The following is a 16,026-nucleotide window of genomic DNA, read 5'->3' on the forward strand; positions in this document are numbered from 1 at the left end:
CGGCGGGGTCAACCGCCACGTATTGCGTGTCTGAAACAAAAGATTTCCAGACTGCACAGGCCGCACTGTGTCGACGCTTCCTTACAGAAGAATTGCTGAAACGCCTTCCAGCCCCAAACCAAGGGTAAGTACCAGCATGTTAGAACGCACAAAACCACGATGCGCTTGGCGTGACACGTGTCTGACACATGCGGCACGCACCACTTGAGGGTAAACACTGAGGCCTGACCGGCCTGTTTTTTATCTAAGCTCAGCGCATGCTCGACTTGCCCACACCATCGCCTGCTTTGCGTTCGCGCCAAAAACGCTTGACGGCTGTTTTGTTGGGTGTGTGGTTGCTGGCGAGTTTCGGCCCCTCGCTTTTTGTCCGCGAACTGACTTTCGATGTGCTGGGCTCACCCTTTTATTTCTGGATGGCCGCACAAGGCTCGGTTCTGGTGTTCATCGCGATCGTGGCTGTTTATGCGGTGCTGATGAACCGCTGGGAGGCGCAGGCCGCGCAAGAGGCCTTGGCCTCAGACAAGAACAAGCCTGTTTGACCATCAACGCCGCACGCCTGCAGCGCAGTGTGCCGGGGCTTGCCAATCTGGTCCGTCAAACCAGGCGTCCCCCAGCAAGTAAGCCCGCAGCATGGGCAGCGCGTCTTGCCCCCAAAACACACGGCCGTCAACCACCCAACTGGGCACGCCAAACACCCCCTCTGCAATCGCCTTTTGGGCGTGCGTTTGCAAAGCCTGCTTGACCTGGGCGCTGCCGGGGTCTTGGGCCGGTGCCAATTCGGCTGTCAGCGCCGCCAGGCGCTCCGGGTCGGCCGCGTCCTGCCCCGTGCACCAGACGTGGCGGAAAATTTTCTCGCACACATAACGGCTGGGCTCACCATCGACGTCGCACGCGGTGGCCAGGCGCAACAAACCCAATGGGTTGAAGGGGTGCTGGGTGGGCAGCTGCAAGGGGGTGCCCTGCTGGCGAGCCAGCCACAGCACCTGCCGGTACGTCCAGTCGCGCTTGGCAGGGATTTCCGCCGGACCGAGCTGTCCGTGGTGCTTGAGCATGGCGGCAAACAGCACCGGCTTGTGCACCACGCGGTGGCTGATGCCCTCCAAAGCCCGGGGCAGGGCGTCAAACCCGAGCCATGCATAGGGAGAGATGAAATCAAGATAGAAATCGATGGTTTTCATGAGGGCCTGCCGGTGTGGGGTGTCTCGCTTTACGCCTTGATCTTGACCCAAGTCTATAGGGTCAACACCAACTTGCGCGGGCCGGCTTGTCCGTAGAATGCATTTGCACAAATAGGTGACCACACAGTCCACACCGGGCCAGAGTCACTTCCTGCCATTCAAGGAGACCCCCATGTACAAGCACATCATCTTGGCCTATGACGGTTCGGGCAGCGGCCAAAAAGCGCTGGTGGAACTCAAGGAACTGGCGCATTGGGGCCAGCCCCGCCTGACCTTGGTGGCGGTGGCCCCCAATCCGCTGGACGTGGGTTCGATGGAGATGGGTTACTACACCTCGGCCGACAACGGCCCTTTGGAAGAAACCCTCAAAGAGCAACTGGCTCAGGGCGTGCAAGCCTTGCAAGCCATGGGTTATGCGGTGCAAGGCGAGGTGCTCAAGGGCGAGGTGATTCGCGAGCTGTCGGGTTTTGCCGAGCGCGTGGGGGCCGACCTGATCGTAGTCGGTCACAAGCACGAACCCAACCTGCTGCGCCGCTGGTGGAGCGGCTCCACCGCCAAGTCGCTGGTGGAGGAGTCGCCTTGCAACGTGCTGATCGTGGTGGACCGCAACGCAGCGACGGCGGCCTGAGCCCAGGCCCGCCAAGGTTTTGCCGGACCTGAGGGATCTAAAAAACGATGCGCTGCTGAATGCGCTGCCAGACCAGGCGCTTGGCCTCATCGGACATGCGACTCCATGCACCAATTTCCTCGAGGCTGCGCCAGCAGCCCGAACACGTCGCGCTCTGAGGGTCCATCACGCACACCGACACACACGGCGAAGGCACATGCGGCTCGGGCTTGGCCAGCACCTGCGCGGCTCGGTGCGCGAGCTGTTTCATGCGGGCATTCATGTTGCCTCCTGGGCCGGTGGCGAGGCCACGAGCGCCGTCTTCACTGGGGTATCGGTGCTGTCCTGCACCACATCGGCTGCGCTGGCACCGGTCAAACCTGGCAAGTCTTGTGGGCTCAAACGAAACACCCCATGAGGATGCCCGGCGGCGGCCCAAATTTCATCGAAGCGCCACAGGTCCTGGTCGAGCAAGGTGAGCGGGGGATGCAAGTGCGCCACAGGTGAGACACCGCCAATGCTGAAGCCCGTGTGGGCTTTCACAAAATCGGCGTCGGCCCGACCCAACTTGCCCACTCGGGCCGCCACTTTCTTTTCATCGACGCGCCGGTCGCCCGAGGTCACCACCAGCACGGCCACGCCATCTTCCTTGCGTTTGAAAATCACGCTCTTGGCGATTTGCCCCAGTTGCACGCCCAGGCTGTCGGCAGCTTCTTGTGCGGTGCGGGCAGCGCCGTCGAGCATGACCGGTTTGTGCGCGTGGCCTGCAGCTTGCAAAGCCGCCTTCACACGCTGCACGCCCTCGGGCAAAACCTGATGTTCGGATCCATTCATTTGGGTGACACTGCACTGGCTGTTGAAAAAAACAAGCTGCTATTGTGCGTGCAAGTGCATGCCCCGGCGCGTTGTGGGGCAGCTGCGTGCAGCCACGACTTGGACGTCGTCCAACACCCCATTGGAGGCACCCTAGGGTTTTCCCCGTCAACCCATTTCATTTGTACCAATATAATAATCAGGCCTTTTCAACGCCAGAACAAGGCTTCAGGGAGGCTTGCCTCCCTTTTTTTTGGTCGTTGAGCCCATGTGACAGGGGCGCTTTGGCGTATGCTTCGCAGACTCCAAACTGCTTGCCATCATGCCCCCCCTCTCTGCACCGCGCACATCGCCTGATCCCGGCGAACACCCTGCTTTGGATGACCACGCTGCCCGGGTATTGCGGCAATTCAGATTGATTTTCAACACCGTCAGGCGCCATTTCCAGACCATGGAAAAACAATCCGGCATTGGCGGCGCGCAGGTCTGGGCCCTGAGCCTGGTGTCACAACACCAAGGCCTGGGTGTAACGAAACTGGCCGAGCTGATGGACATCCACCAGTCAACCACCAGCAACTTGGTGCGCTCGCTCATCAAAAGCGGGCTGCTGCACAGTGAAAAATCCAGCGCCGACCGCCGCGTGGTGGAGCTGTATGTGCTGCCCGAGGGACTGAAGTTGCTCAAAAAAATACCCGGCCCCTTTGCCGGCGTCCTGCCCCACGCTTTGCAGCACATGGACGAAGTGACACTGCTGCAACTGGAGCACAACCTGTCGGCGCTGATCAACCGCCTGGAAGTGGACGAGAAAGCCGCACACACCCCCATCGCGATGATGTGAGCGACTGGCCACGATGGCCGAGGGCCGGGGATCGAAGCTCGCCTCGCGTCTTTGCTGCCCTTGGAAACTGAGAACTGGACCTGTCTTGGCTCACTTGCTCGCCTAGATTGACGGTTCAATACCTTTTGAACCTGCTGCTTTGACGACTGGCCAGTGCTCGCTGGCACCTTGGTGACAAAGTGACAACCCACCTTACGCCGGGCCTTTCAAGCGATTGCATTTGCTCAAATGTAAAATGAAGCCTCGATGGGCAGCCTTTTGCCCTTATTGGGCCGCCCACGGGCAGGCCCGCTCCTGAGTCTTCAGGTTCATCACGCAGCCAGCGGCCGCGTCGCACAAAGCGACGCACCGGGTCATCAGCGCCTGCGCCGCCCAGCTTGCATCAACCCGAAAGGTGAACACCATGAACATTTGGCAACGCACATGGCAAAGGGCATGGCAAGGCCTGCAGCATTGGCTAGGCCGCCGCCTGGGCAATTGGCAAAAGCTGGACACGGCCACGCCCATGCAGGCAGCGCCCACACCTGAACCGCTGCGTCTGGAGGCGCCTCTGGGGCCCTGTGTCAGCGTCATCATCCCCGCTTTGAACGAGCAAAAACGCATCGCCGATGTGGTGCGTTACGCCCTGAGCGATTCGGCCACCGCCGAAGTGATCGTGGTGGACGACAGCTCGATCGACAACACCGTGAGCCTGGCCCGCGAAGCCGGCGCGCGCGTGATCACCAGCAGTTTGCTGGGCAAGGGTGCGTCCATGGCCGATGGGGCGCGGGTGGCGCAAAGCGAAATCCTGGTTTACCTCGACGGTGACCTCAAAGGCCTGCGCAGCGGCATCATCAGCGACCTGGCCCGCCCCCTGATTGCAGGCCAAGCCGAGTTTGTGAAAGCGCGGTTTGGCCGGGGCGGCGGTCGCGTGACCGAGCTCACCGCCAAGCCCATGCTCAAGGTATTTTTCCCGGAACTGGCGCACTTCAACCAGCCCCTGGGCGGCATCATTGCGGCACGCAAGTCACTGCTGCAGCAACTCACGTTCGAAGACGGCTACGGCGTGGACATTGGCTTGCTGATCGACGCTTGGCGCGCCAACGCCAATCTCACCGAGGTGGACATTGGCCACCTGGAGCACGACAGCCAGCCACTGTTGGACCTGACATCGATGGCCAACGAGGTCTCGCGTGTGATCTACAGCCGCGCCCGCGAATCGGGCCGCTTGCATGTGGAACAAATCACCGCCATGTACGAAAGCCAGCGCCAGGCCACCGCTTCGTGGGACTACGCCATCACGCGCCAGAAAAACCGCACAAAACTGTTGCTGCTGGACATGGATGGCACGGTGACCACCAGCCGCTTCGCCACCTTGCTGGCGCAGGCCACAGGCCAGGTCGATGAGCTGAACAAGCACCTGGATGCTGCCAACCCAGACGCGCTCACACGCAGCGCCAACATCGCGCAAATTTTCCGATTTGTGCACCGCCAAAAATTCGAAGCCGTGGCCAAGGCCATGCCCATCCGGCCGGGCGTGATCGAGTGCGTGAAGGCCTTCAAGAGGGCCGGTTTCATGGTGGGCGTGGTGTCCGACAGTTATTTTGTCGCTGCAGAAGTGCTGCGCAAACGCATCTTTGCCGACTTCGCGCTGGCGCACACGGTGCAGTTTCAAGGCGATGTGTGCACAGGCGAATTGAGCATCAACAGCGCCTTTTTGCCCGACCCGAACGCGACAGAACCGGCCGCCGCCCGCATCGGCATTTCCAAGCACCATGTGCTGGTGCAATTTCGCTGCGAAGACATTCAGCCGCGCTTTGACACCATCTGGGCCATGGGCGACAACGACAACGACGTGGACATGCTCAGTCAAGCCGACCGGGCCTGGATGATTGAGCCCAAATCACCCCGCCTCAAAACCATCGCGGGGGTGACCGAGATCACGCACTTTGACGAACTGACGGCGGCGCTGACGCTCGCCATGCAAGAAGATGCGGCCCAAGCTGACAAAGGTCAGTCAGCAAGCAACTGGCCTTGATGGAGGCCCGAGGGCTTGGGCCTGCGTAGGAGCCGACCCGTGGGCTATAGGCGCGGCAAACGTCCTGCGCGTGGGTGCGCTCCTCGTAGGAGCCCACCCCGTGGGCGATGGGCGTGGCACACGCCCTGTCCCCGCCCACTCAACCCGCCCGCTTGGTCAACAAGGCCTTGGCCACATTCGAGTTGGGTTGGCGGCCCAAAAAGTCGCTGATGAAGGCCCCCGCATCCACCAGCTTGTCCAGGTCAATGCCCGTCTCAATGCCCATGCCGTGCAGCATGTACACCACGTCTTCAGTGGCCACGTTGCCCGTGGCACCCTTGGCATAAGGGCATCCGCCCAAGCCTGCTACCGACGACTGGAAGTTCCACACCCCCATTTGCAGCGCCGCCAGCGTGTTGGCGAGCGCTTGGCCGTAGGTGTCGTGAAAATGGCCGCAGATGTGGTCGATGTCGAAGTGCTGCAGCGCGGCCTCGATGGCACGCTGCACCTTGAGCGGCGTGCCAGTGCCAATGGTGTCGGCCACGTCCACACGCTGCACGCCGATCTGCTTCATCAAACCCGCCAGGTGGGCCACGCTGGCCGGTGAGACTTCGCCCTCATAAGGGCAGCCAACCGTGCAGCTCATGGCCCCGCGAACGGCAATGCCAGCCGCCAAGGCCGCTTGCACCACGGGCGCAAAACGCTCCATGCTTTCTTCGATCGAGCAGTTGATGTTCTTCTGGCTGAAGGCTTGGCTGGCGGCACCAAAAACCACGATCTCGTCGGGCTTCGATGCGACTGCTGCCTGAAATCCGACCATGTTGGGCGTGAGCACCGAGTAGCGCACGCCGGCTTGGCGCGCTATGCCCGCCATCACGACCGCGTTGTCGGCCATCTGCGGCACCCACTTCGGGGACACAAAACTGGTGACCTCGATCTCGGTGAGGCCCGCCGCCTGCAGGCGGTGCACCAAACCAATTTTGACCTCGGCCGGAACTGGCTGCTTTTCGTTTTGCAAACCGTCACGGGGGCCGACGTCGATGAGTTGAACGCGGGAAGGAAGGGTCATGGGATTGTCTGGATGTTCAATAACCGCGCTGGTGGTCCACCACGCCACGGATGGGCTCGCCGCGCTGCAGCGCCTGCATTTTGTCCACGATTTGCGCGATGCTTTCTTCGCGCAGGGTGCGGGCCGAGGTGTGCGGCGTGACGGTGATTTTCGGGTGTTGCCAGAACACATGGTCGGCGGGCAGTGGCTCGATGCGGAACACGTCCAGCGTGGCCCCGGCCAAGTGCCCGCTGTCGATCAGGGCTAGCAGGTCTTCGTCCACCAGGTGTTTGCCACGGGCCACGTTGATCACATAACCGCCTTTTTGCAGTTGCGATAGCGTGTCTTTGTTCAAGATGTTTTCGGTCTCTGCCGTGAGCGGCATCAGGTTGACCAGCACGCGCGTAGCGGCCAGGAATTCGGGCAGGCTCTGCGCCCCGCTGAAGCAGCGGATGCCGGGCAGGTCTTTGGGACTGCGGCTGTAGCCGTTGACCGGAAAATCAAACACCTGCAGCGCTTTGGCCACGCGCTCACCCAAAACGCCCAGGCCCATCACGCCCACCGCGAAATCGGCGCGACTGCGGGGTTTGCGGTAGGACCATTTGCCCGCTTGCGTGTCGGCGTCGTAGCCGTCGAACTCCCGAAAATGCCGGATCACCGCATGGCACACGTATTCGGCCATTTGCACCGACATGCCCGCGTCGTCCAGACGCACCACCTTCAGCGCTGGCGGCAGTTTCAGCTGCAGCAAAGCGTCCACACCTGCGCCGATGTTGAACAGGGTTTGCAGACCCGGTTGTTCGTCGATGAACTGCTGAGGCGGCGCCCACACGATAGCGTGATCGGCGGGAGGTGCGCCAGGTGCCCAAGCAGACACCGAGGCCTCTGGAAAGGCTTGTTGCAGACCCTGCACCCAGGGCGCGGGGTCGAGCTTGTCAAAGCAAATGGTGATGTTCATGGCCCGATTTTGTCAGCCCAACTTGAGCAGCTCTGCCCCGTCGGCGACTTGGTCTCCCGGCGCGTACAGCAGCTCGGCCACCACGCCGTCTTTGGGCGCACTGATGGTGTGCTCCATTTTCATGGCTTCCATCACGGCCAAAGGCTGACCGGCTTTGACCTTGTCGCCCGCCTTGACGGCAAAGGACACCACCTTGCCCGGCATGGGGGCCGTGAGGCGACCGCCTTCTTGCGCAGCTTCGCCCGCGTGCGCCAGGGGGTCGAGCACGGTAATGCGGGTCGCGCCTTGTGGCGTAAAAATGTGCGCGGTCTCGCCTTGCCAATCGAGTTGACTGAAGCAGCGGGGCGTGCTGCCCCACTGCACCCAAAGGCCTGCGCCATGGGCGGCAAATGTCAGCACGGCAGCGCTGGCGTTATCGCCTTCCAGTGAAAGACTCAGAGCGCCGTCGTGCAGGTAGTTCAGACGGGCTGAACGCGGCTGGTCTTGCCAGACAAACTCAAAGCGGCGCTGCGCCAGGCCGTGCGACTGCCAGCCATCGCGGCGGCTGAAGGGGTCTGCCCCCTGCAAGGCTTTTTCGGCGTGCAAAGTGTGGGCCACCACGGCGGCCACGGCTGCGGCCAAGCCCACGGTTTCTTGTTTGAACAGCACAGCGGCTTCGCGCTGGATGAGCGCGGTGTCGAGCTTGGCGGTGGCAAATGCCTCGCTGCGCACCACATGGCGCAAGAACTGCACATTGGTGTTCAGGCCCACGATGTGGGTTTGCGCCAAAGCCGTGTTCAGCCGGGCCAGCGCTTGCTCGCGGGTGTCGCCGTGCACGATGAGCTTGGCCACCATGGAGTCGTAAAACGGGCTGATGGTGTCGCCTTCGCGCACGCCGTCGTCGATGCGCACCGTGCTTCTTTCAAAGCTGCTGGCTTGCGGCTTGCGGTAGACCTGCAAAGTGCCGGTGGCGGGCAAGAAATTGTTGTCGGGGTTCTCGGCGCAAAGGCGCGCCTCGATGGCATGGCCTGTCATGCGGATCTCGTTTTGCTGAAGCGGCAACGGCTCGCCACTGGCCACACGCAGTTGCCACTCCACCAGATCCAGCCCGGTAATGGCTTCGGTCACCGGGTGCTCGACCTGCAAGCGGGTGTTCATCTCCATGAAGAAAAACTTCATGGATTCGGGCTGGTCATACGCCGTTTGTTCAACGATGAACTCCACCGTGCCCGCGCCCACGTAGTTCACCGCCTTGGCAGCCGCCACAGCGGCCGCGCCCATTTGTGCACGCAGGGCCTCGGTCATGCCGGGGGCGGGGGCTTCTTCGAGCACCTTTTGGTGGCGGCGCTGCACCGAGCAGTCGCGCTCAAACAGGTACACGCAGTTGCCTTGCGTGTCACCAAACACCTGGATCTCGATGTGGCGCGGGCGCTGCACGTACTTTTCGATCAGCACCGCGTCGCTGCCAAAGCTGTTGATCGCTTCGCGCTGGCAACTGGCCAAGGCAGCGGCGAAGTCTTCGGACTTTTCCACCACGCGCATGCCTTTGCCACCGCCACCTGCACTGGCTTTGATGAGGGCGGGGTAACCGATGCGATCGGCTTCGCGTTGCAGCAGCGCCGGGTCCTGGTCAGTGCCGTGGTAACCGGGTACCAGTGGCACACCGGCGGCTTCCATCAAACGCTTGGATTCGGCCTTGAGGCCCATCGCCAAAATGGCCGATGCGGGCGGGCCAATGAACACCAGACCTGCAGCGGCACAGGCCTTGGCAAAGTCTTCGTTCTCGCTCAAAAATCCATAGCCGGGGTGCACGGCCTCAGCACCCGAGTCTTTGGCCGATTGCAAAATGCGCTCCCAGCGCAAATAGCTGTCCTTGGGGGCCGAGCCGCCGACATGCACGGCTTCGTCACACGCCTGCACATGCTTGGCGCTGGCGTCGGCATCTGAATACACCGCCACGGTCTGGATGCCCATTCGGCGCGCAGTAGCGGCCACTCGACAGGCGATTTCGCCACGGTTAGCGATCAAGATTTTTTTGAACATTCATAACTCCTTAAAAGGCTGCAGCCGCAATATGGATCGCTTCGTACCTCGCGATGACGTCAAGGTGCTTGATAACGCCCTCGTACTTAACGACGCATCCCTGGTCCTTAACACCGCATTCCCCGTCATTGCGAGCGCAGCGCGGCAATCCATGCCTCGCGGGTCCACTGTGGTTCGCTTCGTGCCTCGCGATGACATCAAGAAGCTTGATAACATCCTGATACTTAACGACGCGTCCCCCGTCATTGCGAGCGCAGCGTGGCAATCCATGCCTCGCGGCTCCACTGTGGATCGCTTCGTGCCTCGCGATGACATAAGACTGCTTGACAACAAACTTTGGGGCAGCATCACAAGGACCATGACGGTTTGCGTTTTTGCAAAAAGGACTGCACACCCTCTTTGCCTTCAGCGCTGGCACGGATATCGGCGATGCCTGCCACCGTTTGCGCCACCAACGCGTCGTTGATCTCGCGTTCGGCCACGTCTTGCACCAGCTTTTTACAAGCGCGCACGGCGTTGGGGCTGGCGTTCACCAGCGCTTGTGTCAGCTCGGCTACTTTGGCGTCCAGCGCATCGGCCATCACCACCTCGTGCACCAGACCGATGCGGTGCGCATCGGCTGCATGAAAGCGCTCGGCCGTCAAAAAGTAGCGGTGCGCCGCACGCGCGCCCATGGCACGGATCACATAGGGGCTGATGGTGGCGGGGATCAGCCCCAGCTTGACCTCACTCAAACAATACTGTGCCGTGTCCACACTCACCGCCATGTCACACGCCGCCACCAGGCCCATGCCGCCCGCGTACACATCGCCTTGCACGCGGGCGATGGTCGGCTGGGGGCATTCATAAATCGCACGCAGCATGGCGGCCAACTCGCCCGCGTCGGCCAGGTTTTCGTCCCGGGTGTAGTCGGCCATGCGGCGCATCCAGTTCAAGTCTGCGCCTGCGCAAAAAGCTGGGCCCTCTGCGGCCAGCACCACACAGCGCACTGCGCTGTCTTGGGCCACTGCCAGAAAAGCGTTTTTCAGCTCGGCGATGACTTCGTCGTTGAACGCGTTGCGGACATCGGGGCGGGACAGTGTGATGGTGTGCACGCCGCCATGGGTTGAAATTTTCAGTGCTGTGCTCATGCTTTGGGCGCCTGTTCTGCCAATAGGAAATAAACCATGTCCAGCTCCGGGCAAGGTTGGCCCATGGCGGTGAGCGCCACCGTGATCTGGCCACGGTGGTGGGTGGCGTGGTTGAACACATGCGACAAGGTGGCCGCAAACGGCAAGGAAAGGGGGGCACCTTGGCTCGTCCGGTAGTCCAGCTGGCCATCAAAACGCTCGGCGCTCCAGCTGGCGATCAATGGTGTCCAGTTGGCCGATCCGCCCTTGAGCGCCTGCGCCAGGCGTTCGCGGTGGGGTTCAACCTCGGCGTCCAGCGCCAGCACGGGCGATGCGCCTTTGGCAAAACGCGCATACCAAAGCAGGTGCTCGGCCAACAGCATGTGGTTCAGCGTGCCGTGGATGCTTTTGAAAAACAGGCCCACGTCGCGCCGATAGTCTGAATCGGACACGCGCGAGATCGCCTCAAGAAGGCGGTGCGTGACCCAGACGTGGTAACGCGCTTGCAGGTTGAAGTGGCTGTGCCAGGTGGATGTGTTCATTGTGGCCATGTCTCCAGTCCTCCTAAAGTTTTGAGGAATTCAAAGTCCGCGTCACGGTGCAACAGCGTGTGGCCGTGGGTCATGCAATAGCTGGCCAGCAGCACGTCGATGGGACTGTGCACAGTGCGGCCAGATTGGCGCAAGCGTTGATAGAGCGTGGCCGCCTGCAGGGCGTTCTCGAGGCCACCAATTTCCACCACTTCCAAGTTCAACAGGAGGTCGCGCACTCGGGCCTGGGCACTCGCCGTGGAGAAGCCTCGAACCACTTCAAAAATAACCAGATCGGCGACACCAATGTCGGGCGGCCCATCTTCCCCAGTGAGCCAGCGTTCTAACTGTTGGGTCTGTGCGTTGATCGTGCCTCGAAAATGATCGATCAGCACGCTGGAGTCCACCAAAATCATGCTGGCTTGCCTTTCCCACGCAGCTTGGTTTCAGCACCAGCTTGGGATTTCCGAGCCTTAACAGCGGGCTTGACCGCATAAGTCGCAGCAGGTTCTTGCACAGTCTCTGCAACTTGCCTTTCTTCGCGCGCCTTGGCCCAGGCCTCGTCGGAGTCGTCCCAAAACAAGGTGCCACGGGCGGCCAACAAAGCTGCATAAGCCTTTTTGCGCTTGAGTAATCGCAAGCCCTCTTCGACCGCGTCCTTCTTGGTCTTGAAATCACCCGAGGCCATGACGTCGGCCATGAGCTTGTCGTCGATCACGATGTTGGTGCGCACTTTGAAACCTCTTGAATGTGTATGGATTTACAAAATCATACACATCACATGCGGAAAAGTCCAAATTTCGTCTCGGGTATCGGGGCGTTCAGCGATGCGCTCAAACCCAAGGCCAGCACGCGGCGGGTGTCTGCCGGGTCGATGATGCCGTCGTCCCACAGTCGGGCGGTGGCGTAGTAAGGGTGACCCTGCACTTCGTACTGCTCTTTGATGGGGGCTTTGAATGCAGCTTCTTCGTCCGCGCTCCACTGGCCGCCCTTGCCCTCAATGCCATCGCGCTTGACAGTGGCCAAGACGCTCGCGGCTTGCTCGCCGCCCATCACGGAGATGCGGGCGTTGGGCCACATCCACAAGAAACGGGGGCTGTAGGCGCGGCCGCACATGCCGTAGTTGCCGGCGCCAAAGCTGCCGCCGATGATGATGGTGAACTTGGGCACTGCAGCGGTGGCCACGGCCGTGACCATCTTGGCGCCATTGCGAGCAATGCCTTCGTTTTCGTATTTGCGCCCGACCATGAAGCCGGTGATGTTCTGCAAGAAAACCAACGGAATCTTGCGCTGGCAGCACAGCTCGATGAAGTGCGCGCCTTTGAGCGCCGACTCGCTGAACAAAATGCCGTTGTTGGCGATGATGCCCACCGGCATGCCTTCGATGCGGGCAAAGCCGCAAATCAGCGTGGTGCCAAAGCGCGATTTGAATTCGTCGAACTCCGAGCCGTCAACGATGCGGGCGATGATTTCACGCACATCAAAGGGCTTGCGCGTATCCGTGGGAATCACGCCATACAGCTCTTGCGCGTCGAACTTGGGCGGCACGGGCGCGTGTGTGGCGATGTTGGGGGCCTTTTGCGCGTTCAGGTTTTTCACAGCCTGACGCGCCAGCGCCAGCGCGTGCACATCGTTTTGCGCCAAATGATCGGCCACGCCCGAGAGGCGCGTGTGCACATCACCACCGCCCAAATCTTCGGCACTCACCACCTCGCCCGTGGCCGCTTTGACCAAAGGCGGGCCGCCCAAAAAGATGGTGCCCTGGTTCTTGACGATGATGGTTTCGTCGCTCATGGCGGGCACATAAGCGCCACCCGCCGTGCAACTGCCCATGACCACCGCGATTTGCGCAATGCCTTGCGCACTCATGTTGGCCTGGTTGAAAAAGATGCGGCCGAAGTGGTCGCGATCGGGGAAGACTTCGTCTTGGTTGGGCAAGTTGGCGCCACCCGAATCGACCAAATAGATGCAAGGCAGGTGGTTTTGCTGAGCGATCTCTTGCGCGCGCAAATGCTTTTTCACCGTGAGCGGGTAATAGGTGCCGCCCTTCACCGTGGCGTCGTTGCACACGATCATGCAGTCCACCCCACTCACGCGGCCAATGCCCACGATCACGCCCGAGCTGGGCGCGTCGTTGTTGTACATGTTCAAAGCCGCCAAGGGCGCAACTTCCAGAAAAGGCGTGCCGGGGTCGAGCAGCATCTGCACCCGGTCACGCGGCAGCAGCTTGCCCCGGGCGGTGTGCTTGGCGCGTGCGGCTTCGCCACCGCCTTGGGCCACACGCTCCAAGTGGGCGCGCAGGTCATCGACCAGGTTGCGCATGGCAGCAGCATTGGTTTGAAAGTCGGCAGAACGCGGGTTCAGTTGGGAGTGTAAAACGGTCATGTGTCTTCCTTGGCTGCGGCCCCGGGCACACGGTAACCGCTGCGCCTATGGGGCAATGCCTGCCAGCTTAAGACTTGCGCCCGGCCTGAGGGTGTCAAATGGGTTGCAAATCGTGCCACAATTTCAAGACCCATGAACCCCCAGCCACCTGCACCATTACGACCGACCATCACGGGTCGCGCCGAGACACCCATGGCTTTTGTCAAAGCCATTGTTCAGGCGTACACCCAGCGCGGCATGGACCCGCTGCCCGCCTTGACCGAGGCACAAATTGCGCCAGAATCCTTAGAGCGCCCCGAGGCCCGGATCACTGCTCTGCAAATGGAATGGTTGTCGGCCACCGCCATGCGCGAGCTGGACGACGAAGCCCTGGGCTGGTTCAGCCGCCGCCTGCCCTGGGGCAGTTACGGCATGCTGGTGCGCGCCTCCCTGACCGCCCCCACTTTGGGCGTGGCCATGCAGCGCTGGTGCCGACACCACGGCCTGTTGACTGAGGACATCCTCTTGCAAGTCAGCACCGAAGAGGGTGTGGCGCACCTGCAATTGACCGAACAAGGCGGACTGGGCGCTTTGCAGGAATTTGCCGTGGTCTCGGTGCTGCGCAACGCTTTGGGTGTGGCCTGTTGGCTGACGGATTCACGCATCCCCTTGCAACAAACCACCCTGCGTTTTGCCCCGCCGCCCCATGCCGACAGTTACCGCGTGCTGTTTGACGGCCCTACCCAGTTCAACGCGCACATGCACAGCCTGCAGTTCGATGCGGGTTACCTGAGCCTGCCGGTACGCCGCGACGAAGCCGCCCTGCAACGCATGCTGCAGCGCGCTCTGTTGCTCACGGTGCGGCCTTACCGGCGCGACCGCTTGCTGGTGGAAAAAGTGCGCCAGACCCTGGCCGAACACCCCGAACACAGCCGCAACGCCGACGACCTGGCCGCTTGGCTCAACCTGTCACCGCGCACCCTGCACCGACAACTCAAGGAAGAAGGCGCGAGCTTGCAACAGCTCAAAGACGCGGTGCGCCGAGACCTGGCCACCGACCTGCTGCTTCGCACGCTGCGCTCCATCAAACAGATCGCGGCCGAAGTGGGGTTTCAGAACGAGAAGAGTTTCATGCGGGCTTTTAAGGGTTGGACGGGGCAGACGCCCGAAGAATTTCGGAACCAGACCTGACAAGAGCACGACCCTGCATGCGTTCAGGTGCGCCTGCTCAAACCTGACCCGGTGCTTTTCCCGGCAAACGTCCCAATTGTGAATGGGTCAACGCAGCGTAAAGCGGCTGACTGATCAAGCGTGATATGCCGCTGGCAATCAGGGCGCTGGCCATCAAACTGAGCACCAATTCATGACCTGTGACCATCTCCATCACGATGATGAAAGCAGTCAAGGGGGCTTGTGTCACCGCCGCCAAAAAACCCGCCATGCCCAGCGCTATCAGGGTGGGGGCGTTGGGGTATTGCATGAGCATGGCCAGGTCGTTGCCGAGTGCCGCTCCGATGGCGAGCGCAGGCGCAAAGATGCCAGCAGGCACGCCTGCCCAGGTGGTGAGCCAGGTCACTACCAACTTCAACAGCACATACAGGCTTGAGACATCGTCGGTGTTTTCGAGCATGGCTCGGGTGTGGGCGTACCCGCTGCCGAAAGTCGCCCCTTGGGTGCTTAAGCCAATGATGGCAATCAACAAACCACAGCCCCCCGCAAACCAAATGGGTGAAGAACGACGAAATGCATGAACCCAGTGGCTGGAGGTGTTGTGCAGCGAGTAGATCAACAGCCGGGCAAACATGCCTCCAAAAATGCCACTCAGCACCGCCACCACCATCCCGGGCAACAGCAACGCAAAGCTGATCTGGTCGACGCGAATTTCACCAAAGTGAGACTTGTTGCCATACGCCGACACGGCCATCAAGCCGGCCAGAATGATGGCCGCCATCAACAAGCCACTGCGACGGTCTTCCGGACGGCGAGACAGTTCTTCGATCGCAAACATCACGCCCCCCAATGGGGTGTTAAAAGCAGCGGCTATACCCGCTGCACCGCCCGCCAGGATCAAGCCCGAGTCTTTGATAGGGGAGTTGGGCGACAACCAACGGCGTGCACTGTGCATGACACCTGCAGCGATTTGCACCGAAGGTCCCTCACGCCCCAACGACAAACCTGCCAACAAGCCCGATGCGGTGAGCGCCACCTTCATGAGGCTCAATTTCAATGACACATAAAGCGACCGGCAAAGTGGCGGCGTCTCGACCGACAAAGCGGCCATCACCTGAGGTATGCCCGAGCCAGCTGTACCCGCCGCAAAGCGCCGGGTCACGAACACAATGGCCATGGTCAACAGCGGCGTCCACAACAATGGCCACCAAAACCATTTCTGGTACGCCACAAAAAAAGTGGCCAAGGCGTGCTCAGACAGCCAAGTGAAGACCACCACAGTCAGCCCCGCCAGCCCCGCGAACAACAACACCACAAGCCGATCTGACCACATCCGCCAGTCGGCCAACTCTTTTTGGACAGCTTTGAGAAACTCAGGTGGGCGGTACATAGG

Annotated in this window: 17 protein-coding genes; 5 read left to right on the forward strand and 12 right to left on the reverse strand. The window is 61.1% G+C overall.

The window, feature by feature from the left end; all coding sequences use genetic code 11:
* Window positions 1–257: 257 nt before the first annotated feature.
* Window positions 258–539, forward strand: a complete 282-nt coding sequence (locus B9Z50_RS15955; RefSeq protein ID WP_108365744.1) for a DUF4212 domain-containing protein — start codon at window positions 258–260, stop codon at window positions 537–539.
* 3 nt (window positions 540–542) lie between these two features.
* Here B9Z50_RS15955 and B9Z50_RS15960 read toward each other — a convergent pair whose 3' ends face one another.
* Window positions 543–1,178: a 2-hydroxychromene-2-carboxylate isomerase gene (locus tag B9Z50_RS15960; RefSeq protein ID WP_108365824.1), complete on the reverse strand. Its 636-nt coding sequence runs from the start codon at window positions 1,176–1,178 to the stop codon at window positions 543–545.
* Window positions 1,179–1,350: 172 nt separating this feature from the next.
* Between B9Z50_RS15960 and B9Z50_RS15965 the strand changes: the two genes are divergently transcribed.
* A complete protein-coding gene (locus tag B9Z50_RS15965; protein WP_108365745.1) occupies window positions 1,351–1,806 on the forward strand; it encodes a universal stress protein in 456 nt (151 codons plus the stop codon).
* A gap of 37 nt (window positions 1,807–1,843) precedes the next feature.
* On the opposite strand, the gene B9Z50_RS15970 is transcribed toward B9Z50_RS15965, so the two are convergent.
* Together B9Z50_RS15970 and B9Z50_RS15975 are read right to left on the reverse strand one after the other, a co-directional pair.
* The gene (locus B9Z50_RS15970; RefSeq protein ID WP_108365746.1) at window positions 1,844–2,068 is read right to left on the reverse strand and encodes a DUF1289 domain-containing protein; all 225 of its coding nucleotides are present in this window, start codon (window positions 2,066–2,068) and stop codon (window positions 1,844–1,846) included.
* Window positions 2,065–2,619 (reverse strand): YbaK/EbsC family protein, encoded by a 555-nt coding sequence (locus B9Z50_RS15975; protein ID WP_108365747.1) that lies wholly within the window; start codon window positions 2,617–2,619, stop codon window positions 2,065–2,067. The genes B9Z50_RS15970 and B9Z50_RS15975 overlap by 4 nt, the downstream gene beginning before the upstream one ends.
* Before the next feature lie 430 nt (window positions 2,620–3,049).
* Between B9Z50_RS15975 and B9Z50_RS15980 the strand changes: the two genes are divergently transcribed.
* Together B9Z50_RS15980 and B9Z50_RS15985 are read left to right on the forward strand one after the other, a co-directional pair.
* Window positions 3,050–3,436, forward strand: a complete 387-nt coding sequence (locus tag B9Z50_RS15980; RefSeq protein WP_233249913.1) for a MarR family winged helix-turn-helix transcriptional regulator — start codon at window positions 3,050–3,052, stop codon at window positions 3,434–3,436.
* Between the two features lie 403 nt (window positions 3,437–3,839).
* Window positions 3,840–5,453 (forward strand): glycosyltransferase, encoded by a 1,614-nt coding sequence (locus B9Z50_RS15985; RefSeq protein WP_108365749.1) that lies wholly within the window; start codon window positions 3,840–3,842, stop codon window positions 5,451–5,453.
* A gap of 139 nt (window positions 5,454–5,592) precedes the next feature.
* On the opposite strand, the gene B9Z50_RS15990 is transcribed toward B9Z50_RS15985, so the two are convergent.
* The 8 genes from B9Z50_RS15990 to B9Z50_RS16030 form a co-directional block, all read right to left on the reverse strand.
* Complete coding sequence (locus tag B9Z50_RS15990) at window positions 5,593–6,501, reverse strand: hydroxymethylglutaryl-CoA lyase (RefSeq protein WP_108365750.1); 909 nt, start codon at window positions 6,499–6,501, stop codon at window positions 5,593–5,595.
* Window positions 6,502–6,517: 16 nt separating this feature from the next.
* On the reverse strand, window positions 6,518–7,438 hold the full coding sequence (locus tag B9Z50_RS15995; RefSeq protein ID WP_108365751.1) for a glyoxylate/hydroxypyruvate reductase A: 921 nt from the start codon (window positions 7,436–7,438) through the stop codon (window positions 6,518–6,520).
* 12 nt (window positions 7,439–7,450) lie between these two features.
* A complete protein-coding gene (locus tag B9Z50_RS16000; protein ID WP_108365752.1) occupies window positions 7,451–9,460 on the reverse strand; it encodes an acetyl/propionyl/methylcrotonyl-CoA carboxylase subunit alpha in 2,010 nt (669 codons plus the stop codon).
* A 347-nt stretch (window positions 9,461–9,807) separates the two neighbouring features.
* Window positions 9,808–10,590 carry an enoyl-CoA hydratase/isomerase family protein gene (locus B9Z50_RS16010; RefSeq protein ID WP_108365754.1) on the reverse strand — a complete coding sequence of 261 codons (783 nt, stop codon included), beginning with the start codon at window positions 10,588–10,590 and terminating at the stop codon, window positions 9,808–9,810.
* Window positions 10,587–11,111, reverse strand: coding sequence for a DinB family protein (locus B9Z50_RS16015; RefSeq protein ID WP_108365755.1), 525 nt, complete (start codon window positions 11,109–11,111; stop codon window positions 10,587–10,589). The genes B9Z50_RS16010 and B9Z50_RS16015 overlap by 4 nt, the downstream gene beginning before the upstream one ends.
* Window positions 11,108–11,515 (reverse strand): PIN domain-containing protein, encoded by a 408-nt coding sequence (locus tag B9Z50_RS16020; protein ID WP_108365756.1) that lies wholly within the window; start codon window positions 11,513–11,515, stop codon window positions 11,108–11,110. The genes B9Z50_RS16015 and B9Z50_RS16020 overlap by 4 nt, the downstream gene beginning before the upstream one ends.
* The gene (locus B9Z50_RS16025; protein ID WP_108365757.1) at window positions 11,512–11,832 is read right to left on the reverse strand and encodes a type II toxin-antitoxin system VapB family antitoxin; all 321 of its coding nucleotides are present in this window, start codon (window positions 11,830–11,832) and stop codon (window positions 11,512–11,514) included. The genes B9Z50_RS16020 and B9Z50_RS16025 overlap by 4 nt, the downstream gene beginning before the upstream one ends.
* 44 nt (window positions 11,833–11,876) lie before the next feature.
* Window positions 11,877–13,484, reverse strand: coding sequence for a carboxyl transferase domain-containing protein (locus tag B9Z50_RS16030; protein ID WP_108365758.1), 1,608 nt, complete (start codon window positions 13,482–13,484; stop codon window positions 11,877–11,879).
* Window positions 13,485–13,616: 132 nt separating this feature from the next.
* Between B9Z50_RS16030 and B9Z50_RS16035 the strand changes: the two genes are divergently transcribed.
* Window positions 13,617–14,654 (forward strand): AraC family transcriptional regulator, encoded by a 1,038-nt coding sequence (locus B9Z50_RS16035; protein ID WP_108365759.1) that lies wholly within the window; start codon window positions 13,617–13,619, stop codon window positions 14,652–14,654.
* Window positions 14,655–14,691: 37 nt separating this feature from the next.
* Here the strand turns inward: B9Z50_RS16035 and B9Z50_RS16040 are convergent, their stop codons facing one another.
* Window positions 14,692–16,023, reverse strand: a complete 1,332-nt coding sequence (locus B9Z50_RS16040) for a chloride channel protein (protein ID WP_108365760.1) — start codon at window positions 16,021–16,023, stop codon at window positions 14,692–14,694.
* Window positions 16,024–16,026: the final 3 nt, after the last annotated feature.

The sequence above is a fragment of the Limnohabitans sp. Bal53 genome, assembly GCF_003063355.1.
Taxonomy (GTDB): domain Bacteria; phylum Pseudomonadota; class Gammaproteobacteria; order Burkholderiales; family Burkholderiaceae_C; genus Limnohabitans_A.

Excerpts from the sequence above, each read along its gene's own strand:
- B9Z50_RS15955 (WP_108365744.1), top strand. The coding sequence starts at position 258 with ATGCTCGACTTGCCCACACCATCGCCTGCTTTGCGTTCGCGCCAAAAA.
- B9Z50_RS15960 (WP_108365824.1), bottom strand. The coding sequence starts at position 1,178 with ATGAAAACCATCGATTTCTATCTTGATTTCATCTCTCCCTATGCATGG.
- B9Z50_RS15965 (WP_108365745.1), top strand. The coding sequence starts at position 1,351 with ATGTACAAGCACATCATCTTGGCCTATGACGGTTCGGGCAGCGGCCAA.
- B9Z50_RS15970 (WP_108365746.1), bottom strand. The coding sequence starts at position 2,068 with ATGAATGCCCGCATGAAACAGCTCGCGCACCGAGCCGCGCAGGTGCTG.
- B9Z50_RS15975 (WP_108365747.1), bottom strand. The coding sequence starts at position 2,619 with ATGAATGGATCCGAACATCAGGTTTTGCCCGAGGGCGTGCAGCGTGTG.
- B9Z50_RS15980 (WP_233249913.1), top strand. The coding sequence starts at position 3,050 with ATGGAAAAACAATCCGGCATTGGCGGCGCGCAGGTCTGGGCCCTGAGC.
- B9Z50_RS15985 (WP_108365749.1), top strand. The coding sequence starts at position 3,840 with ATGAACATTTGGCAACGCACATGGCAAAGGGCATGGCAAGGCCTGCAG.
- B9Z50_RS15990 (WP_108365750.1), bottom strand. The coding sequence starts at position 6,501 with ATGACCCTTCCTTCCCGCGTTCAACTCATCGACGTCGGCCCCCGTGAC.
- B9Z50_RS15995 (WP_108365751.1), bottom strand. The coding sequence starts at position 7,438 with ATGAACATCACCATTTGCTTTGACAAGCTCGACCCCGCGCCCTGGGTG.
- B9Z50_RS16000 (WP_108365752.1), bottom strand. The coding sequence starts at position 9,460 with ATGTTCAAAAAAATCTTGATCGCTAACCGTGGCGAAATCGCCTGTCGA.
- B9Z50_RS16010 (WP_108365754.1), bottom strand. The coding sequence starts at position 10,590 with ATGAGCACAGCACTGAAAATTTCAACCCATGGCGGCGTGCACACCATC.
- B9Z50_RS16015 (WP_108365755.1), bottom strand. The coding sequence starts at position 11,111 with ATGAACACATCCACCTGGCACAGCCACTTCAACCTGCAAGCGCGTTAC.
- B9Z50_RS16020 (WP_108365756.1), bottom strand. The coding sequence starts at position 11,515 with ATGATTTTGGTGGACTCCAGCGTGCTGATCGATCATTTTCGAGGCACG.
- B9Z50_RS16030 (WP_108365758.1), bottom strand. The coding sequence starts at position 13,484 with ATGACCGTTTTACACTCCCAACTGAACCCGCGTTCTGCCGACTTTCAA.
- B9Z50_RS16035 (WP_108365759.1), top strand. The coding sequence starts at position 13,617 with ATGAACCCCCAGCCACCTGCACCATTACGACCGACCATCACGGGTCGC.
- B9Z50_RS16040 (WP_108365760.1), bottom strand. The coding sequence starts at position 16,023 with ATGTACCGCCCACCTGAGTTTCTCAAAGCTGTCCAAAAAGAGTTGGCC.